Genomic DNA, 23,248 nt, shown 5'->3' with positions numbered 1-23,248 from the left:
TTTTTAAATGACAGATAGTCCACTTTTATCAATAATTGAAAAGAATATCAAATTTGATAAATCTAAAACGCAAGCCATTTATATTCAGGCTGCCCATGATTTTATTGGTTTGTTTCAAAGAAATATCATTTTAGCAAAAACCAAATTACCAGGTACAAGAGCTCTTGCCAAAACTTTACACATTCATAGAAATACTGCTGTAGCTATCTACGATGAATTGGCCTCTCAAGGCTGGGTAGACATTAAGCCTAACAAAGGCACTTTTGTTACCTCGAAAAAAATAGGTGTCTCCAATAAAAAAAGAAATACTGAATTTGTAGGCAGTTCTAATTTATCAAAAACTACGGGTTTTAACTTTCAAAAATCTTTTCATTTAGCATCAACAGTGCAATTAACAGAAGCTAAATACTCTATAAATGAAGGCAAACCAGATTTACGCTTGCATCCTGTAAATCAATTTACGAGATGGTATAGTGCAGCTATGAAGCGTAAAACATTAATTCAAAAATGGAACAGACCACAAGAAGCCTCTACTTCTATGTTTCAAACTCAGTTATGCAATTATTTAAATGCAACAAGAGGTTTACATGTTAGCCCTAAGAATTTAATTAGTACAAGAAGTACAGAAATGAGCTTATACATTGTTTCTCAACTTTTAATACAGAAAGGTGATGTTGTTATAGTGGGCGATTTAAGTAACTACGCTTCTAACATGATTTTTCAGCAAGTAGGTGCTCAATTAATTACAATACCTGTAGATGAAGATGGTCTAAATGTAGATTTTATCAGAAAAAATTTTATTAAAAACAGTATTAGATGTGTTTATGTTTGTGCTCATAGAGATTACCCAACAACGAATACATTGAGCGAAAAACGAAGAACAGATCTATTAATGTTAGCAAAAGAATTTGGTTTTGCCATTATTGAAGATGATTTTGATTTCGACTTTCAGTTTGATGGATCGCCTGTTTTACCAATGATAAATTCAGACGAAAACGGATTGGTAATTTATTTGGGAAAACTAGGCCAGTCTTTGTTTCCAAGTTTCCAAACAGGTTTTGTAATTGCACCAGAAAATTTAATACAAGAAGCTAAAAATTACTTGTATTTATTAGATGAGCAAGGAGATTTAATTCAGCAACAAATGCTTTCGGAATTAATTACTGAAGGTGAAATTTATAGGTTGATGCAAAAAAATATCGTCATTTATAAAGAACGAAGAAATTACCTGAATCAACTTTTATCAAAATACTTTCATAAAATTGCAAAGTGGAGCATTCCTGAAGGTGGTTTAGCTCTTTGGCTCACTTTTATAAAACCTATCTCTTTAGTGCAGTTGGCTACAGAAGCTGAAAACAACAATTTATTTTTACCAAAAACCATTCTTTATCAAAATCAAACTACATGTGCAATTCGTTTTGGTTTTGGGCATTTAAATAAAGATGAGTTAAAAATTGTTATTTTAAAACTAAAAGAAGCTTATGTAAATGTGAGTGCCACTATTTTAGTAGAATAAACACCTCAAAATTCAAAGAAAAGTTATAATTTGCATTTATGGAGGCTTTACAACATCTTACTTTTTTTGAACCAGAACAATCGTTGCACGAAGGGGCTGTTTTTATTGACACAGGAATATCTGCTGGTTTCCCTTTAACCACAGAAGATATTGTAGGTGAAAAAATTTCTTTAGACGATACACTCGTAAGAAATAAAGACACTACATTTTATGCTAAAGTAAGAGGCCAATCTATGATAAATGCTGGCTTAAACCATGATGATTTATTAGTAATTGACAGAAGTTTAGAACCTGCAGATAAGAAAATTGCAGTTTGTTATATTGATGGAGAGTTTACAGTAAAACGTTTACGCGTTCAGAAAAACGAAATTTGGTTGCAACCAGAAAATCCAGATTATCCTATTATAAATATTACAGAAGATAACGATTTTATGATTTGGGGCATTGTAACCAACGTAATTAAAAAGGTATAAAATTATAGTATGAAACGTTTTGTATGCCTAATTTTAATACTACTAGCAGTAAAAACAAGCAATACTCAAACCTTTCATGACACCATTCCTTTTAGAACTAATTTAGGCCTAATTGTAATTCCTATAAATTTTGACAATCATATAAAACATTTTGCCTTTGATACAGGAGCTCAATATTCTGTTGCCTATAGCTGGGCAAAAGAAACTCTAGAAAAAACCAGCAAAACCATTACTATTAGATCTTCTAGTAATTTAAGAAGTAAATTACGATTTTATAAAAGTGGCAAATTTAAGATTGGTAGTAAAACTGTTTCTAATCATCAAATTTTGAATGCACCAAGAAACGAAATCTTTTCTTGTCATAAAATTGACGGGATTTTAGGTGTAGATGTTATTGAACTATTAAACTGGACTATAGATTACAAAAATAAAGTTTTGGTGATGCATCCTAAAAACTATGTACCCAACATAAAAGAAGAGTTTTATCCTTTGGATTTTAAATTCACTAAAAATAGACCTTACGTTTTCTTAAATCATAAGCAGAAATATAAACTTAAATTTCTCTTAGATACTGGTGCAGGAAGTTTATCTAATATTTCTAACAATAATTATAACTTAACCAGTTTAGAAGATTTACCAACAAAACAATTTTACTCTGGTAGTTTTGATGTTAATGGAATTTTAACAACCACAAAACCCACCATCTTTAAATTAAAAAATACGACTTCTAAAAACACAGTGCTCTCTCCAGTAATTAGTTATAACAATCAAAAATCTAGTAAAATAGCAAATTCTTTATGGAAAAATAAAAAGCTATTCTTAAGCTTACAAAAAAACCTGCTACTTGTATCTCAAAATAATATTAATCAGAACTACCTAGCTTATTCGTGTTCTATTATGGTTAGAAATGGTAAAATGATAGTTGTAAAATTACAGAAAGATAGCGAACTATGGAAAATGGGTGTAAGGCAAGGTGATGAAATTTTAAAGTTTAATGGTAAATCTTTTACTGATTTCTGTGAGTTAGACACCTATCAAAGGAGCATAGCAAAAACAGGAAAAAGTTTTGAAATTACGCTGTTGAACAACCAAAAAGTTGTCATCTCAAAAAATGTAGTTTTAGAAGAATAATTTTTCTATTTCGATATTTTATTATTGTTTTTCAATAATTTTAATATATTTGAAAATATATTAAAACATTTCATATGCTCTTTCTTTATCCTATATTAATCATTTTAGGCATTTTTATTTTAGGGACTATTTTTATACTATTCTCTCAGAAAAATATTTCACGATTTCTAAGTATTGTGATTACTATTGCCTTTTGGGTATTGCTCATATTTTCAATTTTTTCCATTTCTATGCAATTATTTGTTAAAGATAGCACTATCAAAACCTCAGAAACATCTTCGTTTACATTAGGCACAAATTTCAAAAAAGGCTATAATATTCCTGTAGAATATTCTATTACTTTCCCAAGTAAAAAAGTTTATAGCACAAAGAATAGTTCTTTTACAAAATATGATGATGAAACAAAAAACTTTTATGATGATGATTTCTTAAGAAGAGCTGGTACAAGTAAAAAGGAACTTGATAGTATTTTTAAATTCTCACCAGAAGTTAAAAAAATTGGCAAAGAATTAATTGTAGACAACCACTTAAACTCAAATAATGGTATGACCATAACAAGTTCATCCTTTGTAAATAAGGAAGGATATATTACAGTCAAATCTTCTAAGTGGTATTTTACAGCAATTCAAATTCTTCAAGAATATTTAAGGATACTTTTTACTTTAATAATTTTGTATCAACTAAAAACGCTGTTCAAACTCTTAAAGCAAAAGATTAATTTTAGTTTAATACTTGCTCAAAAAGTAAAAGTTATTGGTTTGCTAATAATTGTATATCAACTTATACAGCTTACATTTAGTATATTTTATATGACAAATTATAGTTACGCAAGCTTTAAAGATATAACCATGACAGACATTGTTACAATAAACATAACTCCTAGATTAGAATTTGAATATAGCTATATTATAATAGGTTTAAGTTTGTTAGTATTGCATAAACTGTTATCAAAGGGAGATGTTATTCAACAAGAAAACGATTTAACAATCTAATATGGCAATTGTAGTAAATTTAGATGTAATGCTTGCCAAACGCAAAATGCGGAGTAAAGAATTGGCAGAAATAATAGGCATAACAACTGCTAACTTATCCATTCTAAAATCTGGTAAGGCAAAAGCAATTCGTTTTTCTACTTTAGAAGCCATTTGCAAGGCTTTAGATTGCCAACCAGCAGATATTTTAGAATATCAACAAGATTAAACTAAAAAACTCCGAATTTTCATTCGGAGTTTTTTAATTATATAATTTATAAATTACTATCTATTTTTAGGTTCATCCATATTCATAAACATAAAATCTACATCCATGTTTTCTTCACCTAACAAATATTTACTAAAATGATCTGCTCTTAACCAAAAAGAATATTCTGTCATTCTACCAAAACCATGTCTTTGTCCTGGCATAATCATAAATTTAAAACGTTTCTTAGCTTTAATTAATTCATTTGCCATTCTTATAGTTCCTGCAGGATGCACATTGTTATCCATATCTCCATGAATTAACATTAAATGTCCTTTTAAGTTTTTAGCTAAAGATTGATTGTCATCGATTTTGTATTTATGAGAAATTTTACCCTTCTCATCGATTTCTTCTTTAACTCCATGATGCGTTTCACTCCACCAAGAATTGTAAACATTATTATCATGATTTCCTGCAGATGAAACAGCTGCCTTAAAGAAATCTGGATATACCAACATTGCTGCTGTAGACATAAAACCACCTCCTGAATGGCCATAAATTCCTACTTTTTCAATATCGATAAACTTATGTTTGTTTGCCAATTGCTGTGCAACGTATTTTTTATCTGCCAAACCATAATCACGTAAATTACCATAACCATAATTATGATACCATTTAGATCTGTCTGGATGACCACCTCTATTTCCTAAAGTAATAACCACAAAACCAACTTGAGCCATTCTGTCTAACCTATCCATTCTATAAGAAAAAGATTTGTTTACAGCCTCTGTTTGTGGCCCTGGATAAACATATTCTAATAACGGATATACCTTTGTAGTATCCATATCAAAAGGTTTATACATTACTCCATAAATATCAGTAATTCCATCATCAGCTTTTACTTTAAAAGGCTCAGGAAATTTATATCCTGATGCAAACAATTGAGATAAATCTGCAGTTTCTAAATCCATTACTTTACGTCCATTAGCATCTCTCACTTCTGATTTTGGCACTGTATTTACCCTAGAGTAATTACTAACAAAGTATTGATTAGAGTCTGACATACTTGTACGTTTTGTAAAATTACCAGGATCTAAAGTTCGCATTCCAGAACCATTTAGGTTGATTTTATACGTGTGTAAGTAATAAGGATCTTGTTCTTTATTTACACCATTAGCTGTAAAATATAAGGTTCTACTTTTTTCATCTAACCCTTCAAAACTATCTACATGATAATCACCTTCTGTAACTTGGTTTTTTAAATTACCATCTGCATCATATAAATAGAAATGTGCCCAACCATCTCTTTCTGCCCAATGCAACATTTCTGTTTCATTGTTAAACAATACCAATGGTCTAGACTCTATATATGTATTAAAACGTTCTTCAATTAAGGTTTTATACTCACCTGTTTCTAGGTCTGCAACATTAATATCATACTTTTTACGATCTCTAGAAATTACACTAAAGTATAATTTACCTTTTTTAGATAATAGTAAAGATGGTGTAAACTCATCATCTCTTTGAGACTGCTTTCTTGGTGCTCTAAACACATTTATACTTTGCTGACGAACTGTATCTAAAGGAACTGTAACATGCGTTTTTGTTGGAATATCAAAAATCATTAATTCTGATTTGTAATATTCTTGTTCTCCTGGCATGTGGTATTTATATGTTTCTAAAGTTGGTCTTTTCTTACCTGTAGAATTAATTACCCATAAATCTTTAATATGTCTAGAATCCGATTTTTCGAATACAAACTTTTTAGAATCATGAGACCATGTACCCCAAACTCCTTTTCTTTTGTCTTTATTTTTTTCTACATCTTCATTATCTTGTCCTCTACCACCCCAAGTATAGCCATAGTTTTCTTCACCATCTGTGGTCCATTGGTTTTCTACAACAGTAGTATCTTTTTCATCTTTGATAAACTTTTTAAAGTTTACTTTGTCCATCCAATAGATGTTATGATTTTTACCATACAAAACAATAGAACTATCTGGAGCAATATTTGCCCAACGTTGCCAAGGCTTTTTTTCTGGCTTTTTGGTATCTAAAATGGTTAAACGATTGCTACCTAATCTATACTCAAGGTGATACGTTTTCTTCTCCATTTTTGGCTTTTTCTTTTTAGCCTTCTTGGTAGAAGTAGAGTCTTTTTTCTGTTGTTTTTTATCCTCATCTACAACCTCTACTTCTTCTGTAGAAGTTACTCTAAAACGAATAGCATTTTCTGCCTCATTAAATTTGATATTGAATCTTGGCAGATGCTTAGCATCATAAGGATCTTTAGTAATTTCAGTCAACCACTTTGCCATTTTTACATTGTCAAATAGTGGTTTTTTTGTTTTTCTATCTACATCTACTATGTAGTGATTAGAACCTTCTGATGTTTTATAGGCATACCAAAAACGGTTTCCTTTTTTTAACCAATGAGGGCTCACTGAAGTAGAGTGTACCATTTTAGCCAGATTCTTAGGCGAATATTTGGCTGCCTGCCTATAATTAGGTTTTGGAGTTTCTTGCGCAAACACAATAGAAATAGCAAAAAGAAACACAAAAAATAGAGTATTTTTTTTCATTTAAAATGTAAGATTAGTTTGAATTATCTATAAAGTTGACCAAAACAATTAACACTGCAAATTTTTTAAGAAATGTTTGTTAAAATTTTAACAGTTTACTGTTAGTTCAGGTTTCTTTTCTCAATAAAAAATCGTTTTAACAGCAGAGAACAATCATTCTCTAAAATACCTGATGTTACTTTTGTTTTTGGATGCAATTGTGTACCAAGATTCACAAAACCTCTTTTTGGTTCTGAAGCTCCATACACAATTTTTTGAATTTGAGACCAATAGCTTGCACCTGCACACATTTGGCAAGGCTCTAGAGTTACATATAAAATGCAATCTTTTAAATATTTACCACCCAAAAAGTTAGCAGCTGCTGTAAATGCTTGCATTTCTGCATGTGCAGTTACATCATTTAAGGTTTCTGTTAAATTATGCGCTCTTGCAATTATTTGGTTGTTTAACACAATTACAGCACCAACAGGAATTTCACCTTTATCAAAAGCAATTTCTGCTTCTTGATAGGCTTTTTTCATGAAATAGGTATCATCAAAAGGTTCAATCATGTTTTTGAATCTAAAAAACCAATATTACAAAATTTGATATTGTATTTTTGTAATCTAATGAAAAACTTATTAGCCAACATATCAAACCCTTCAGATTTAAGAAAACTGAATGCAGATCAATTGCCTGAATTGGCAAAAGATTTAAGAGCTTTTATTATAGATATTGTGGCTACAAAAGAAGGTCATTTAGGAGCGAGCTTAGGTGTTGTGGAATTAACTATTGCACTTCATTATTTATTTGACACCCCTAATGATTTATTAGTTTGGGATGTAGGTCATCAAGCTTATGGCCATAAAATTTTAACCGATAGAAAAGCAGTTTTTCATACCAATAGACAATTTAAAGGCATTGCTGGTTTTCCTTCTAGACAAGAAAGCAACTTTGATACTTTTGGAGTTGGCCACTCCTCTACATCTATTTCTGCAGCTTTAGGCATGGCTATAGCATCAAATTTAAAAGGTGAAACAAATAAACATCATATTGCTGTTATTGGAGATGCTTCTATTGCAAGTGGAATGGCTTTTGAAGCCTTAAATCATGCAGGAGTTTCTAAAGCAAACATCCTGATTATTTTAAATGATAATGCGATAGGTATAGACCCTTCAGTAGGTGCTTTAAAAGAATATTTAACGCGAGTTAAGACTGATAAAAAATTAGCAGCACAGAACAACATTATCAAAGCCTTAAATTTTGATTATTCAGGTCCTGTAGATGGCCATGATCTACCTAAATTACTCAAGGAATTAGATCGATTAAAACAGGTTAAAGGCCCTAAATTTTTGCACGTTATTACTACTAAAGGTAAAGGTTTACAAAAGGCAGAGGAAGATCAAATTACCTATCATGCACCAGGAAAATTTGATAAAATTTCTGGTGAACGATTGCCTAAAGAGGCTAATTCATTCACCAAATATCAAGACGTATTTGGTAAAACTGTTTTAGAATTGGCTAAAAAGAACTCTAAAGTTGTGGCAATTACGCCAGCAATGTTAACTGGTAGTTCTCTTAAGTTAATGATGCAAGAATTACCAAATAGAACTTTTGATGTTGGTATTGCAGAACAACATGCAGTTACGCTTGCAGCAGGAATGGCTACTCAGGGTTTAGTGCCCTTTTGTAATATCTATTCTACATTTTTACAGCGAGCTTATGATCAGGTTATACATGATGTTGCCCTGCAAAATTTACCTGTAATTTTTTGCTTAGATAGAGCTGGTTTGGTTGGTGAAGATGGTGCCACGCATCATGGTGTATTTGATATTGCTTACTTAAGATGTATTCCTAACTTAATTGTTTTTGCTCCTAGAAATGAAATTGAATTGCGCAATATTTTGTACACAGCTCAGCTTAGTTTAGAAAATCCGATTGCAATTAGATATCCTAGAGGATATGGAAAAATTAAAAATTGGGAAGTAGGGTATTCTAAAATTGAAATAGGTAAAGGGCTTTGCCTAAAAGAAGGATCTGAAATAGCTGTACTTTCTGTTGGTACAATTAGTGAAAATATTATAGAAGCCATTGCAAACTCAAATAATAAAGAGATCATTGCTCATTATGATATGCGGTTCGTAAAACCATTAGATGAAAAGTTATTAGAAACCATATTTCGCAAATTTTCTAAAATTATTACTATTGAAGATGGTACAGTAAAAGGTGGCTTTGGTTCAGCTATTGTAGAATTTACTGCCAAAAATAGTTTTAAAAACGATATTAAAATAATTGGTGTTCCTGATAATTTTATAACGCATGGAAGCATTTTAGAGTTACAAAAAGAAATAGGTTTAGATGTTAAATCTTTAACTAAATTATTTTCTAAAACATAAAAAAAAGGCACTTTAAAAGTGCCTTTTTTTTGTGGTAATCAACAGTTATTTATTGAATAATTATTTTCTTAGAAGTCCTTACTCCTTTATCATCAATTAAATTCAGAATGTACATCCCTGCATTTAAATTAATGCTCATCTGTTTTTCTTTCTGTGAGCTAAAATCTACAGTAGAATTATAAGCTTCTCTTCCAGAAACATCATATATTTTAATTTTTGTTTTTGCAAAACTATCACCTGCATAAATAGTAAAATTACCATTTGAAACTGTAGGATATACTGCAAACAACTCTTTATTATCAATAACATCTTGTACAGAAGCTGTTGCTGCATTTATAGATTTTATGGCCCAACCATATGAATTTACACCTGCATCTGTAACCAATCTAAATCTAAAAACTACAGTTTGCCCAGCAACTAAACCTTTATCAATTAAATTGATGGTTTGCGTTTTAAAAAGATTGTCTGTATAAACTGCAAAAGGATCATTATAAGTACTTAACCAATCAGAATATCTTCTAGCATCATACTTATCTAAAGTTACCCAGTTTTGTAAATCTGTAGAAGCTTCTATTGTTACATAATCGTAGAAAGAAGTCAAATCAGCCAAATTATCTGTATACGGTTCTACAATTGCAACATCTGTATAGGTTAAGGTATTACTACCTTGAGAAATAACTAAAGGTTGCTTTAAAATGGTAGTATACGTTTTATTGGCAACATAAGGATGTTCTGCTGAATTTAAAACATCTTCAGTAAAATAAAGTGCGTTATCAATTTTGAAACCACCATCTAAAGTATACACATCAGATTCTTCGAACTGTGCAATATTTACATTTGAAGCTGGCGCATTAAAATTAATAATATTTACAAACTCTTCAGCAATACCAGTTTCTAAACCAACATTATCATCAAAAAGTTGCACTCCAATTTTATGAGTTCCTTCAGATAATGCTGCTGTTTCAAACGTATAAGTTACACCTGTAGTATAATCTTGAATTACTTGATCTACTTCTACATCATCTACAAAAAACTTAGCTCTTGTTACATCTTCTACAGTTGCATTGTATTCTACAATTGTACTTGAATCATCAATACCTTTTTGTCTTAAAGCAACATCTGGCGCTACTAAATATGCAGGCAAAGTATAACTTGCTAATTCTGTTACTGTAGCAGACCAAACTCCTCTACCATAAGTTGAAATCACAACTTGATCGTTTACGATTCTAAGATCGTAAGTAGCCACAGGTATAAAGCCATTAACCATATTCCAAGTTGTACCACCATCTAACGTTTCTACAATACCAATATCTGTACCTGCCCAAATTACATTTTCGTCAAAAGGCATCTCTAAAACACAGTGAACTGCTACATCTGGAAAACCTCTTAACTCTCTATTTGCAAAGCCAGAAATATCTGTCCAAGTCTGACCTAAATCTTCTGTTTTTAAAATTTTTGCTGCACCTTGAGAAGCGAATGAAACGTAAGCTCTGTTTGCTTCTGTGTAAGAAGGAGCAATTCCTGTAATGAACAAGTTTTGATCTCCATTTGGATTGTCATATACGCCTGTTGCACTAAATGTTTGACCATTGTCTTGTGATACATGCATTACATAAGAACCACTTTCTGTCATTGCTGCACCTGCCCAAACTATATTTGGGTTTGCAGTAGATGATTCTACATTTAAAGCACTAGAAGCACTTGGTGCAAAATTATTAGAAATACTACTTAATCTCCAAAAACCACCAAAATCTGTAGATCTCCAAACTCCGTTTGTTGAAATCGCAAATACTACATTTGGATTGTTATCTACGTTAGATAATTTAGAGTAAAAAGGAGATAAACTTCCATTTCCTGAATCATCAAAACTAGTTAACGCTCCATTATAATCTATATATCTACCAATATTACCGTAGTTTTGAGATGCTACTATAAAATTACCTGGTTTGTTGTAATGCCAAACAGCTTCAAAACCATCTCCTCCTAATATTTTTTGATACGATTTAGTAATGCTTGAATTGTCTCCAGAAGAAATCCAAGAACCATTATCTTGAGCACCTGCTATATAATTGTCTTCTCCATTTTGTTTTGTAGCTGCATAAAATTGAGTACTATTTTTACCTGCTACAGTTGCAGACCAAGAACCATCTATGGCCCCTGGATTTACACTAAAATCTGTACTATAAACTCCACCATCATTTGCCAACAAAATTCTAAATTCTTGATTGCTTCCAAGAATGTAACTCATTCCATGCTGATCTACATGAACTTCATCATTTATTTGAGTGCTATCATAACCAGATGCTATGGATTGAAAACTAAAAGTAGTACCAGTTACAGTTACTTTAAATACAGCTACACCACCAACATAAAACGTATTTACATCATAAGGATGTGCCATAATAATATTATCATACCAACCTTGACCTGTAACTAAATTTGCATTAGGACTTGTGGTTGTTAACTTTGTATATGACTCCCCTTTATCTGAAGAAACATAAAAATCTGTATTGGTATAAGTACCACCACTTGCAGAATAAACACTTAAATAAATGTAATTGCTATCTGCAGCAGATACTGCCAATTCAAAACGACCATGACTTGGATTAAAATTGGCTCTATCAAAAGAAGTAGACCAAGTTAAACCACCATCTGTACTTTTTACGATTCCGAAATTACCCACTGAACCATACTGAATATTAAAATCTGTAGGATCTGCATCTAAATCTTCTACAGTATCAGAAGAAACATAAGTTTGAGACCAAGTAGCACCACCATCTGTAGTTCTATAAATTCCGCTAGTTGTACCCACAAGTACATTGTTTTTATCTGTTGGATTAAGTATAATTCTACCTACATCTCCAAAATTAGCGGTGTTTGGCAAATTAGTCCAAGTAGCACCACCATCTGTAGTTTTATAAACACCTGAGCCACCAATAGCACCCAAGTTACCATAAGGTTCTCCTGTACCTACATATAGTGTATTTTTGTCTTGAGGACTAATAACAATGGTTGAAGTTGCCAAGTTAGGAATTGTACTATCTGTTATATTAGTAAACGTAGTTCCTGCATCTTCTGTAAGCCAAACTCCACCACCTACTGTACCAAAAAACCATCTGTTTGCATCTGTAGGATCTACTGCTATACCTCTAGTTCTTCCTGGTACGTTTGCAGGCCCTCGTTCTGTAAAAACTGCTGTAATTTCTTTGGCGCTTTTGCTAGGTGTTCTTCGTTTTCTAGCCTTTTTAAATTCTTCTATTAAATAGCCATTTTTATAAGTAGATTTTTCAGCATCAATAGGTTTTCTAATTTCCTTTTGATAATCTGCCATGTGTTCAATACCCTTTTTAAGGCTTGTATTTGGACTTTTCTTCGTCTTCTTTTCATTAATGACTTTAATTTTAGTTTCAGAAGAAGTTTTAGTTTCTTTCTTGTTTTCTATATTACAAGAAATAGAGATTACACTTAAAAGTGCGATTAAAAGGTAGTTAACTTTTTTCATTTATTTTATTTCTATTATTATACTATTCTCTTTATTCTTTGAATCATTTTCTAACAAAACACCATCACTATCCTGTTTAATCATTCCAACATGTGGGTATCCTATTAACTGCGTATTTGAATGCCAAATCAATTTTGTGCCTTCGAACTTGCCTGTTTTTAGAACTTTTTTATCAGCTGCATTTAAAACTTTATAATCGATAATTTTTCTTGCAGTTAAATCGTTTTTATAACTTGTAATTAAAATATAGGTTTTGTTATTGTTGTAATTCTGCTCTACAATCATGTCTTTGCTAGTAGTTTCTTTAATTTGCTCTGAATCAGTAGATAATTTATTGCATTTGCATGAAGTAAGAAAGCAAAATAATAGTAGCAATTTTAAGGGTAAACTTACTCTTTTTAGCATATTTTATTGAGTATTTGATATTTCTAGTAAAAATAAAGCTAAAAACTTAAAACTAAATCAAGATAATTGTTAATTTTTTAGCTTTTCCTAATTTTTAGCTTAAACAAAAAGTCAAATTATAGTAAACAAAAAAAGGAGGCTATTATGCCTCCTTTTTTTGTTTTTAAATTAACTATTATCTAGGTATATCATCCATAGAAATTTTTCTATCAATAGTATATTTAGCATATTTAATTTTATTATTTTTCTTATAAGATAAAACAACTTCGTTCGGTTGTAATTCAAAAGGAAAATCTTCGTTTGCTTTTAACGTAAGTTCTTTATTGATACTACCTGAAATACTAAACTTTTCTGTATTCTTTTTAGAAGGTACAATTTGGTTTTTAAAATAGATAGCCATCAACTCATAAGTATTTGTATCAAACTTATTAAAGTTTAGATTTACTTGAATGTAGGCATCCTCATCTGCAATTGCAGGTGGAATTTCTTTATAAATCCCTTCTTTTAATTGCAAATCGTAATCTTTTACCAAAGTATAGTCTTGCGATTTACAACCAAACATTAAAACCACTAAAAAGAATGAAAATAGAATTCTCATAGGTTTAGTTTTTTACAAATTTTCTAGAAATTGCTCTATTATTTTCATTCAACTTTACAATGTAAACACCTTTGGTTAAACTAGATACATCTATAGATTTTTCATTTAAAAGACCTTTTAAAACCTCTTTACCTCTAATATCATAAACAGCGAACTTTGTATCGTTAGATAATTCAATATCATTAGAGCCAAACTGTAATTTAAATTGAGTTGGATTTGGATACATTGCCAATGTTACATCGTCTATCGTATTTGAACTTATTGATAAAGGACTATTTAAATCGGCTTGATAAATTCCATTTCCATGTGTACCCATTAATAAAATATTGTCTGATGGTCTATAGACTAAACCACTTACAACTGGAATACCCATTGTATTTGCACCTTGTAATTCCCAATCTTCAGTTGTAGGATCATCTGAACTATATAAACCTCTAGCAGTACCTACAAAGTAAGTAGTTACTCCATTTACTGAAGCTATTGCTCCAGCTCTAACTGAAAATGCCTCTAAGTTACGTTCAACCTCTGTCCAAGTTGGAGTTGCAGCAGTTGCATTGTTGGTAATGAAAATGTTTCTAATATCATCTCCATAACTTGCGTAAGTAACCATCACAATATCTGGGTTTGTTGGATGCACAGCAATATCTGATGTATATTGGCCATTATTGGTTTCAACAGGATCAATAACCACTTCATCAGGAGTAATTTTTACTAAAGTTGATAAATCAGTAGCATTAATTGGATCTTGTAAACGAAATATATTACCACCTCTACCACCAATAAATAGGTAACTATTTGCTGGATCATAAGTTCCTCTAGTTGTTTCAAAAGTTGTAATTCTTTCTGAGAACTGAGTACTACCTACTAAGGTCCATTCTGTACTAGTCACATTTGGAGCATCGTTTGTTCTTACCAAACTTCCATTACTTGCATAATAGATGGTTGATGGATTATCTGGATCCATATGAAAGTAAGTCACAAACTGACTAGGATATGCTTCTCCACCAGTAGTTGGAGTTATAGTTGCTGTAATATTAGTTCCTGTTCCTCTGTACATAGAACCATTTTGAGTTGTTACATACGTAGTATAGCCTTCTGCCAATAAACCTGTTTGTGGTGTTACTGCAACTGCAGCACCATCACCACCAAATAAATCAATCATGGTAGCAGCATCTGCACTACCAGCTTCTAAACCACCAATTGTAGTACCATTATCTTGTGCTCCACCAATTATAAAATCGTTTCCAGCCTCATTTACCATATTAACATGGTAATATTGATAGGTTAAATAGTTATTATTTAAATTCTCCCACTGAACAAAATTAGAATTGATATTATTTGTTTTGTGCACACCACCATCTGTACCTGTAAAGAATACATTACTATCTGTTATGCTCCATGTTAATGCATGAATATCTGGATGATGATCTACACCTCCTTCATTATATGTTGCATATGTTGCTGCTCCTCTATAACCACCAATTCTTTTAAAAGTGTCATCTGTAGTGATGTCTGCAATTTTATACACGTTTGTACCACCAATAGTTACAAAGTTTTCATCATCTGGCTTAACAGAAATTACTAAATCATAAGCACCTTGAATTGAAAATGGATCATTACCATCACTATCTCCACTAGGATCATCTGGTAATTTACTGCTGTAATCTGTCCATGTAGTTGTAGCAGCATTGTATTGCCATAAATCTGCTTCAGGAACTCTGTTTCCTTCTCTATTACTTTCACCATTGTTATACAAAATGTATAAAATATCTTCATTAGATGGCGCTAAAGCCATTGTAATTCTATTTGAAGGTGTAAAGTCTGCTGAAGTAGGATTTATTTGTAGCCAATTTCCATTTCCTGTAGCTGATGTGTAAACACCTCTGCTAATAGAACCACTACCATCTAAAGATGCATAAACTCTACCTGTACTAGCAATAACTATATCTGTCCAACCTGTATCATTATCTGTTAATTCTAATTCTACAACTGGGCCACCTTCTGCCATTCTATAAATTTTACCTGCTGTACCTACAAATAATTCACCTGTTGTAGGGTGTACCTCTAAATCAATTACAAAATCAAAAAAGTTATCAAAAACTTGAAAAGTACCATTAGCTGTTGCTGGTAATTGTTGCCAAGTTACACCACTATCTGTAGATTTCCAGATTCCATTTCCTAAATAGCTTTCTTGTATTCCTGCACTGTTTCCTCTTAACTCACCTGTTCCATAGTACCAAATATTTTGGAAACCAGCTCTAGGATCTTGAGCAATTGCTGTAACATTATGTATGTCGTTTAAACCAGAAACTTTGGTCCAAGTTGCACCACCATTTGTTGTTCTGAAAACACCACTACTCACACCACCAGCTATCATTGTGTTACCTGTAGCATCAGACAAATCTATTTTTAAGGCTCTTGTTCTACCTCCTAAATTAGAAGGCCCTCTACTTACAAAATCATAAGCTGCAGATTTTTTAGCTACATTTTTTTGTTTTTCAATAAAAGCAGTTTCTAATTCTTTATTCTTTTCCGTTTCTGGAATCAACCCTGTTTTAGGGTTCTTTTGCATGTCAAATTCATGCAACCATCTAGCCTCTGTATCCTCTGCTTTTTCGGCTAAGGTTTTCTTTTTCTTTTTAGGCAATTTTGCATCATCATTGTTACTAACGTTACAAGACAAAACCAAACTCATTGTAAAAACAACAAGCATTACATTGTAGATTTTTTTCATTTGTTTATTTTAAAATATATTTCCAAAAATTTTTCTTCTTAGTCTAATTGCATAGCTATCAGACATCCTCGAAACGTAAGTACAAATAGCCATGATTCTATCATATTGACTATCAGATTCACTAACGAATTCTTGAGGCATTAAATTTACTAATAAGTTGTCATAATTACTATTATTGTTATTATAATTATTATTAATGGCAGTTATAAAAACATCTAATAAATCGCCAATAATTCGATAACCTGCAACTTCTTTCTCTAGCACCTCTTTACTCTTGTAAATTTTATCGATACTTATTTTTATAATGTCATTAATTTGTGCCTCATACTTACACTTGTCTAGTAAAGAATTTTTAAAATCACCATTTAAAATGGACAGTTCATTATCTAAAAAGATAGTTACAGCCTCATCAATTAAAGCATTAATTGCTATTGCTCTTAAATAAGCTGTTCTATCTTTGGTGTGTTGTAAAGCATAATATTTGTCTCTATTGATGCCATGAATTAATTTAGACATGTATTCTAATGCATAATCTTCTTCGATTAAACCTAAGTTTATACCATCTTCAAAATCAATAATCGTGTAACAAATATCATCTGCAGCTTCTACCAAATATGCTAAAGGATGTCTGTAAAATGAATTGGCTTCTAAATTTTTAGGCTTCATACCTAATTCTGCAACAACATCTATAAAAGCTTCTTTATCCGATTGAAAAAAACCGTACTTTTTATCCACAATATGAGAGGTTGGTTTTTTAGGTAAACTCTCTTTAGGATACTTTAAAAACGCACCCAAAGTTGCATAACAAAGACGCAGACCTCCAGAGATACCTTCTCTAGATTCGGTTAAGATCTTAAATCCGTTTGCATTACCTTCAAAATCTACTAAATCTTGATATTCTTTTGCTGAAAGATACTCTTTGTACTGTAACCCTTTTCCTGTTTTAAAATACTCGCCAATGGCTTTTTCTCCTGAATGACCAAAAGGAGGATTCCCAATATCGTGAGTTACAGAGGCTGCTGCAACTATAGCTCCAAAATCGTTAAATGTATAGCCTAATTCAACTAAGTTTGGATGACGTTCTAGCAATACTTTACCTACTCTTCTACCTAAAGTTCTACCTACAACAGAAACTTCTAAACTGTGTGTTAAACGTGTATGAACAAAATCGGTTTCTGATAATGGTATTACTTGTGTTTTGTCTTGTAGACTTCTAAATGCTGATGAAAATATGATTCTATCAAAATCTACTTCAAAACCTAAACGTGTTTCATCTTGTGCAATTCTTGGTCTTTTTTGAGTATCACCAAAACGTTTTAGAGAGAGTAATTGTTCCCAGTTCATTTTTAAAATTTAAGATTACCGAAAATACAAAAAGAGAGGCATTTCTACCTCTCTTTTTATCAACTTTTAATTTATTTAAAGTTTGGTTTAAGATCCACACATTAAACAATCATCATCTGGCCCTGCTCCTTTAGAAGCATCTACCATTGCTTTAAATTCTGCAGGCGTCATTGGTTTCTCTTCTTCAATAACCTCTGCCTTTTTCTCTTTAGAAACCGTAAACTGAATTGCATTTACTGCAGATTTAGTTCTTAAGTAATACATTCCTGTTTTTAATCCAGATTTCCAAGCATAGAAATGCATTGATGTTAATTTACCATAATCTGGATCTTTTAAGAATAAGTTTAAAGATTGAGATTGATCGATAAAGTATCCTCTATGACGTGCCATATCAATAATATCTTTCATACTCATTTCCCAAACAGTTTTATACAATTCTCTTAATTCTGCAGGAATTTCTTCTATGTGTTGTATAGAACCATTTGCACGCATAATGCTTTCTTTCATATCATTATCCCACAGACCTAATTCTACCAAGTCTTCTAATAAGTGTTTGTTTACCACAATAAACTCACCAGATAAAACTCTTCTTGTATAAATATTAGAAGTATAAGGCTCAAACGCTTCATTGTTTCCTAATATTTGTGATGTTGATGCAGTTGGCATTGGTGCAACTAATAAAGAGTTTCTAACTCCATATTTCATTACGTTTTTACGCAATTTATCCCAATCCCAGTTTCCACTTAATTCATTGTCATTTACCCCCCACATGTTAAATTGGAATTCACCTTCAGACATTGGAGACCCTTTAAATGTAGAATATGGTTCTTTTGCTTTTGCAATTTCCATAGAAGAAGTTACAGCAGCATAATACATTGTTTCAAAAATATCTTGATTCAATTTTTTAGCCTCATCACTTGTAAAAGGCAAACGTAAATTGATAAATGTATCTGCTAAACCTTGAATACCTAAACCAACTGGTCTGTGTCTGAAGTTTGAATTTTCTGCTTCTTTTACTGGGTAAAAGTTTGCATCGATAACTGTATCTAAATTACGAGTAACTTTCTTAGTTACATCAAATAATTTTTTGTGATTGAAGTATTTTTCTCCATTTTCTCTTTCAGAAACAAACATTGGCAATGCTATAGAAGCTAAGTTACATACAGCAACTTCGTCTTTTGCAGTGTACTCCATAATTTCTGTACATAAGTTAGAAGAACGAATTGTACCTAAATTTTTCTGGTTTGTTTTTCTGTTTACTGCATCTTTATATAACATATAAGGAGTTCCTGTCTCAATTTGAGATTCTAGAATTTTCTCCCATAATTCACGTGCTTTAATGGTTTTTCTTCCTTTACCAGCAGCTTCGTAACTTGTATACAAACGTTCAAACTCTTCACCATAAGTATCATATAAATGAGGACACTCATGAGGACACATTAATGTCCATTCTCCATCTTCTTGAACACGTTTCATAAATAAATCTGAAATCCACATTGCATAGAATAAATCTCTTGCACGCATTTCTTCTTTACCATGGTTTTTCTTTAAATCTAAAAAGTCGAAAATATCTGCATGCCAAGGCTCTAAATACATTGCAAAAGAACCTTTACGCTTACCTCCACCTTGATCTACATAACGTGCTGTATCATTAAAAACACGTAACATTGGTACAATACCATTACTTGTACCATTTGTACCTGCAATGTAAGAACCTGTAGCTCTAATATTATGTAAAGATAAACCTATACCTCCTGCTGACTGAGAAATTTTAGCTGTTTGTTTTAATGTATCGTAAATACCCTCTATACTATCATCTTGCATTTGTAATAAGAAACAAGAAGACATTTGTGGCTTTGGTGTACCTGAGTTAAAAAGAGTAGGAGTTGCATGTGTAAAATATTTTTTACTCATTAACTCGTAAGTTGCAATTGCTTCATCAATATCATTTTTATGAATACCAATAGAAACACGCATTAACATGTGCTGTGGACGTTCTGCAATTTGACCATTCAACTTTAATAAGTATGAACGTTCTAATGTTTTAAAACCAAAATAATCGTAGTTAAAATCTCTATTATAAATGATGGTAGAATCTAGCTTTTCTGCATTTGCTTTGATAATTTCATACACATCATCTGCTAATAAAGGTGCCTTTTTTTCTGTACGTGGATTTACATAAAAATACAAATCATCCATAGTTTCTGAGAATGACTTCTTAGTATTTTTATGCAAGTTAGAAACTGCAATTCTTGCAGCTAATTTTGCATAATCTGGATGAGCAGTTGTCATGGTTGCAGCTGTTTCTGCAGCTAAATTATCTAGCTCTGAAGTAGTTACACCATCATACAAACCTTCTATAACACGCATGGCCACTTTTACAGGATCAACAATTTTATTTAATCCATAACACATTTTTTTTACTCTAGCAGTGATCTTGTCGAACATCACTGGCTCTTTTTTGCCATCTCTTTTAACTACGTACATAGGTTTGTTTGTTTAATTTATTACTAATTTATTTAGCCGACAAAACATCCACATTTGGCGGCTTTTTATTTTTTTCTGACAAGAAATCATCAGAAGGAATTTATTTTTTGAAGATTTAGTTACTTAAATCTAGAAATCTGAATCGAAACTAATACTACCTGTTCCACCAGATTTTACTCCAGCTTTTTGGTATTCTGATACTCTTTTTTCGAAGAAGTTTGTTTTACCTTCTAAAGAAATCATTTCCATAAAATCGAATGGATTGGTAACATCGTATACTTTTTCACAACCGAATTCTAACAATAACCTGTCTGTTACAAATTCTAAGTATTGTGTCATAAGTTTTGCATTCATACCAATTAAACTTACTGGTAATGACTCTGTTACAAACTCTCTTTCAATGTCTAAGGCATCTACAATGATTTCTTTAATTCTGTCTTTTGGCACTCTATTTACAATGTGATTGTTGTGTAAGTGCACAGCAAAATCACAGTGCATACCCTCGTCTCTAGAAATCAATTCATTAGAAAAAGTTAAACCAGGTAATAAACCTCTTTTCTTTAACCAGAAGATAGAACAGAACGCTCCTGAAAAAAAGATACCTTCTACTGCTGCAAAAGCAATTAAACGCTCTGCAAAAGATTCTGATTCAATCCACTTTAAAGCCCAATCTGCCTTTTTCTTAATTGCAGGAAAAACTTCAATTGCTCTAAATAACCTGTCTTTTTCTACTTCATCTTTTACATAAGTATCAATTAGTAAAGAGTAGGTTTCTGAATGGATATTCTCCATCATGATTTGAAAACCATAGAAAAATTTAGCTTCTGAATATTGCACTTCGTTTACAAAATTTTCTGCTAAGTTTTCATTTACAATACCATCTGATGCTGCAAAAAATGCCAAGATGTGTTTAATGAAATAACGCTCATCATCTGTTAATTTGGTTGTCCAGTCTACTAAATCTGAATGCAAATCAATTTCTTCAGCTGTCCAAAAACAAGCCTGCTGTTTTTTATACCATTCCCATAAATCGTTATGTTGAATAGGGAAAATTACAAAGCGGTTATCATTTGGTTGTAAAATTGGTTCTTGTTTAGACATTGTGTTGTGTAATTTGAGCGTTATTGAATGTTATTTAATCGTTAAGAACGACCTCTACAAATATTGAAAATTTTGTTCCAAAAAGAAAGTCTTACTTATTCACAAATCCCTTGAAGTTTTTAACAAAATGAAAAAAAGTAGAAAAAATAGCCATTTTTAAAATTTATATAAATATCTCATTATCAGTTTTTTAAAATGTTAAAAAATCCTTAAAGCCTAATTCTATTGACATTCTTAAAAACGCGCTTCAGAATTTTATTTTTTAAATTTTGAAACGAATTAAAATTCAGAAAATTAAATTTTAACGTTAAACAAAATGATTAATTTTTAGAAAATGCAAAACATAGACCTTTATATAGTATCTTTGTTTCATTATTAACATTTATTTATAACAAAGTGAAAAACGGAACAGTAAAATTCTTCAACGAATCTAAAGGATTTGGATTTGTAATTGAAGACGGTTCAAAAACAGAGTATTTTGTACACGTATCAGGTTTAATTGACGAGATTAGAGAAGGTGATGCAGTAGAATTTGACCTGAAAGAAGGTAGAAAAGGTTTAAACGCAGTAGACGTTAGAGTTATCTAATTATATTATTTAGAATTTTTTTACATAAGAACAAGTCGCTTAATTTTTTTTAAGCGACTTTTTTTTGCCTTATTTTTGTATAAATATTTTATTAGGCATGAAAAAAAGGTTTCCACAAATTGTACAAATTGCTATTATTTCTCTGTACCTTATTTTTCTAGCAGGCTCTATTGTTAGAATGACTGGTTCTGGAATGGGTTGCCCAGATTGGCCTAAATGTTTTGGTTATTATATACCACCAACATCTGAAGAGCAAATAACTTGGAAACCAAATACCGAGTTTAAAGAAGGCTTTATCATAATAAAAGACGAAGTTTTATTCGTAGCTGAAAAAGACCTTACGACATCTAATGAATTTGATGCTAATAATTGGTCTGAATACACAAAACATGATTACAACATTTTTAATGTATATCATACTTGGACAGAGTACATCAATAGGCTAGTATCGGTATTAGCAGGCTTTGTATTTCTGTTTCTAATTTATGGTTCTACTAAATATTGGAAAGAGAATAAAACCATCACCTTTTTATCTTTTGGTGCCTTTTTCTTGATGCTGTTTGAAGCTTGGCTTGGTAAAACAGTTATAGAGAGCAACTTAACACCTACTATTATAACCATACACATGGTTGTTGGCTTGATAATTATTGCTCTTCTTTTGAACTTAAAATACATTATTTCAGATCAAAAAACCTATCCTTATAACTCACTATTTAATAAATTACTTATAGTTTCTGTGATATTTTCTTTGATACAAATTGCAATGGGTACTCAAGTAAGACAATTTATAGACGAGCAAGTAAAACTATTTGGTTTCGAAAATAAGAACCATAGTTTAATGAACCCAAGTTTTAAATTTTACTTTCACAGATCGTTTACAATTGCAATTGTTTTGGTAAACTTTGGCTTATTTTACATCAATCAAATAAAAAAATTAGGCTACAAATTAATTAATTGGATTGTATTTCTAATTTTCCTAGAAGCAATTACAGGTATTTTAATGTATTATGCAGAAATTCCTATTGGTACTCAAGCTATACATTTAATGGCAGGTGCTTTATTATTTGGGATGCAGTTTTATTTATGGCTACAGAGCAGAAAAACGATTAAGCGTTAGCAGTTAGCAGTTAGCAAGTTAGCAGTTAGCAGTTAGCAGTTAGCAGTTAGCAGTTAGCAGTTAGCAGTTAGCAGTTAGCAGTTAGCAGTTAGCAAAAATAAATTTAAAGCAAAAAA

Annotated in this window: 17 protein-coding genes; 8 read left to right on the top strand and 9 right to left on the bottom strand. The window is 31.4% G+C overall.

Annotated elements, in window-relative coordinates:
* Window positions 1–7: 7 nt before the first annotated feature.
* From V7R38_RS06560 to V7R38_RS06540, 5 genes are all read left to right on the top strand, one after another.
* Window positions 8–1,516, top strand: a complete 1,509-nt coding sequence (locus tag V7R38_RS06560) for an aminotransferase-like domain-containing protein (protein ID WP_334056845.1) — start codon at window positions 8–10, stop codon at window positions 1,514–1,516.
* A gap of 38 nt (window positions 1,517–1,554) precedes the next feature.
* Window positions 1,555–1,989: a LexA family protein gene (locus tag V7R38_RS06555; protein WP_334056843.1), complete on the top strand. Its 435-nt coding sequence runs from the start codon at window positions 1,555–1,557 to the stop codon at window positions 1,987–1,989.
* A gap of 9 nt (window positions 1,990–1,998) precedes the next feature.
* The gene (locus tag V7R38_RS06550) at window positions 1,999–3,120 is read left to right on the top strand and encodes an aspartyl protease family protein (RefSeq protein ID WP_334056841.1); all 1,122 of its coding nucleotides are present in this window, start codon (window positions 1,999–2,001) and stop codon (window positions 3,118–3,120) included.
* Window positions 3,121–3,350: 230 nt separating this feature from the next.
* Window positions 3,351–4,112: a DUF2975 domain-containing protein gene (locus V7R38_RS06545; protein ID WP_334056839.1), complete on the top strand. Its 762-nt coding sequence runs from the start codon at window positions 3,351–3,353 to the stop codon at window positions 4,110–4,112.
* A gap of 1 nt (window position 4,113) precedes the next feature.
* Complete coding sequence (locus V7R38_RS06540; RefSeq protein WP_015481078.1) at window positions 4,114–4,320, top strand: helix-turn-helix domain-containing protein; 207 nt, start codon at window positions 4,114–4,116, stop codon at window positions 4,318–4,320.
* A 56-nt stretch (window positions 4,321–4,376) separates the two neighbouring features.
* Here V7R38_RS06540 and V7R38_RS06535 read toward each other — a convergent pair whose 3' ends face one another.
* Both V7R38_RS06535 and V7R38_RS06530 read right to left on the bottom strand, forming a co-directional pair.
* The gene (locus V7R38_RS06535; RefSeq protein ID WP_334056836.1) at window positions 4,377–6,881 is read right to left on the bottom strand and encodes a S9 family peptidase; all 2,505 of its coding nucleotides are present in this window, start codon (window positions 6,879–6,881) and stop codon (window positions 4,377–4,379) included.
* Window positions 6,882–6,982: 101 nt separating this feature from the next.
* On the bottom strand, window positions 6,983–7,432 hold the full coding sequence (locus V7R38_RS06530) for a nucleoside deaminase (protein WP_334056835.1): 450 nt from the start codon (window positions 7,430–7,432) through the stop codon (window positions 6,983–6,985).
* Window positions 7,433–7,489: 57 nt separating this feature from the next.
* Between V7R38_RS06530 and dxs the strand changes: the two genes are divergently transcribed.
* Window positions 7,490–9,256 (top strand): 1-deoxy-D-xylulose-5-phosphate synthase, encoded by a 1,767-nt coding sequence (gene dxs, locus V7R38_RS06525; RefSeq protein WP_334056833.1) that lies wholly within the window; start codon window positions 7,490–7,492, stop codon window positions 9,254–9,256.
* Window positions 9,257–9,305: 49 nt separating this feature from the next.
* On the opposite strand, the gene V7R38_RS06520 is transcribed toward dxs, so the two are convergent.
* The 7 genes from V7R38_RS06520 to V7R38_RS06490 all read right to left on the bottom strand — a co-directional run bounded on the left by V7R38_RS06520 (window position 9,306) and on the right by V7R38_RS06490 (window position 21,427).
* Window positions 9,306–12,758 (bottom strand): T9SS type A sorting domain-containing protein, encoded by a 3,453-nt coding sequence (locus V7R38_RS06520; protein ID WP_334056831.1) that lies wholly within the window; start codon window positions 12,756–12,758, stop codon window positions 9,306–9,308.
* Window positions 12,759–13,163, bottom strand: a complete 405-nt coding sequence (locus V7R38_RS06515; protein ID WP_334056829.1) for a hypothetical protein — start codon at window positions 13,161–13,163, stop codon at window positions 12,759–12,761.
* 175 nt (window positions 13,164–13,338) lie between these two features.
* The gene (locus V7R38_RS06510) at window positions 13,339–13,761 is read right to left on the bottom strand and encodes a hypothetical protein (protein WP_015481084.1); all 423 of its coding nucleotides are present in this window, start codon (window positions 13,759–13,761) and stop codon (window positions 13,339–13,341) included.
* Between the two features lie 4 nt (window positions 13,762–13,765).
* On the bottom strand, window positions 13,766–16,495 hold the full coding sequence (locus V7R38_RS06505; protein ID WP_334056826.1) for a T9SS type A sorting domain-containing protein: 2,730 nt from the start codon (window positions 16,493–16,495) through the stop codon (window positions 13,766–13,768).
* Window positions 16,496–16,504: 9 nt separating this feature from the next.
* A complete protein-coding gene (gene dgt / locus V7R38_RS06500) occupies window positions 16,505–17,839 on the bottom strand; it encodes a dGTP triphosphohydrolase (RefSeq protein WP_334056824.1) in 1,335 nt (444 codons plus the stop codon).
* 87 nt (window positions 17,840–17,926) lie between these two features.
* Window positions 17,927–20,326: a ribonucleoside-diphosphate reductase subunit alpha gene (locus V7R38_RS06495; protein WP_334056822.1), complete on the bottom strand. Its 2,400-nt coding sequence runs from the start codon at window positions 20,324–20,326 to the stop codon at window positions 17,927–17,929.
* 129 nt (window positions 20,327–20,455) lie between these two features.
* Window positions 20,456–21,427, bottom strand: a complete 972-nt coding sequence (locus V7R38_RS06490) for a ribonucleotide-diphosphate reductase subunit beta (RefSeq protein ID WP_015481088.1) — start codon at window positions 21,425–21,427, stop codon at window positions 20,456–20,458.
* Window positions 21,428–21,823: 396 nt separating this feature from the next.
* Between V7R38_RS06490 and V7R38_RS06485 the strand changes: the two genes are divergently transcribed.
* Both V7R38_RS06485 and V7R38_RS06480 read left to right on the top strand, forming a co-directional pair.
* Window positions 21,824–22,015, top strand: coding sequence for a cold-shock protein (locus V7R38_RS06485; protein WP_015481089.1), 192 nt, complete (start codon window positions 21,824–21,826; stop codon window positions 22,013–22,015).
* Between the two features lie 97 nt (window positions 22,016–22,112).
* Complete coding sequence (locus V7R38_RS06480) at window positions 22,113–23,132, top strand: COX15/CtaA family protein (RefSeq protein WP_334056819.1); 1,020 nt, start codon at window positions 22,113–22,115, stop codon at window positions 23,130–23,132.
* Window positions 23,133–23,248: the final 116 nt, after the last annotated feature.

Origin of the sequence: Polaribacter sp. P097, from assembly GCF_036864555.1 — a bacterium.
GTDB lineage: Bacteria > Bacteroidota > Bacteroidia > Flavobacteriales > Flavobacteriaceae > Polaribacter.
The sequence above is the reverse complement of the archived record's forward strand: the minus strand, read 5'-3'. Positions and strand labels throughout refer to the sequence as shown.

Bases quoted from the DNA above. Each gene is read 5' to 3' on its own strand.
- V7R38_RS06560 (WP_334056845.1), top strand. From the start codon at position 8: ATGACAGATAGTCCACTTTTATCAATAATTGAAAAGAATATCAAATTT.
- V7R38_RS06555 (WP_334056843.1), top strand. From the start codon at position 1,555: ATGGAGGCTTTACAACATCTTACTTTTTTTGAACCAGAACAATCGTTG.
- V7R38_RS06550 (WP_334056841.1), top strand. From the start codon at position 1,999: ATGAAACGTTTTGTATGCCTAATTTTAATACTACTAGCAGTAAAAACA.
- V7R38_RS06545 (WP_334056839.1), top strand. From the start codon at position 3,351: ATGCAATTATTTGTTAAAGATAGCACTATCAAAACCTCAGAAACATCT.
- V7R38_RS06540 (WP_015481078.1), top strand. From the start codon at position 4,114: ATGGCAATTGTAGTAAATTTAGATGTAATGCTTGCCAAACGCAAAATG.
- V7R38_RS06535 (WP_334056836.1), bottom strand. From the start codon at position 6,881: ATGAAAAAAAATACTCTATTTTTTGTGTTTCTTTTTGCTATTTCTATT.
- V7R38_RS06530 (WP_334056835.1), bottom strand. From the start codon at position 7,432: ATGATTGAACCTTTTGATGATACCTATTTCATGAAAAAAGCCTATCAA.
- dxs (WP_334056833.1), top strand. From the start codon at position 7,490: ATGAAAAACTTATTAGCCAACATATCAAACCCTTCAGATTTAAGAAAA.
- V7R38_RS06520 (WP_334056831.1), bottom strand. From the start codon at position 12,758: ATGAAAAAAGTTAACTACCTTTTAATCGCACTTTTAAGTGTAATCTCT.
- V7R38_RS06515 (WP_334056829.1), bottom strand. From the start codon at position 13,163: ATGCTAAAAAGAGTAAGTTTACCCTTAAAATTGCTACTATTATTTTGC.
- V7R38_RS06510 (WP_015481084.1), bottom strand. From the start codon at position 13,761: ATGAGAATTCTATTTTCATTCTTTTTAGTGGTTTTAATGTTTGGTTGT.
- V7R38_RS06505 (WP_334056826.1), bottom strand. From the start codon at position 16,495: ATGAAAAAAATCTACAATGTAATGCTTGTTGTTTTTACAATGAGTTTG.
- dgt (WP_334056824.1), bottom strand. From the start codon at position 17,839: ATGAACTGGGAACAATTACTCTCTCTAAAACGTTTTGGTGATACTCAA.
- V7R38_RS06495 (WP_334056822.1), bottom strand. From the start codon at position 20,326: ATGTACGTAGTTAAAAGAGATGGCAAAAAAGAGCCAGTGATGTTCGAC.
- V7R38_RS06490 (WP_015481088.1), bottom strand. From the start codon at position 21,427: ATGTCTAAACAAGAACCAATTTTACAACCAAATGATAACCGCTTTGTA.
- V7R38_RS06480 (WP_334056819.1), top strand. From the start codon at position 22,113: ATGAAAAAAAGGTTTCCACAAATTGTACAAATTGCTATTATTTCTCTG.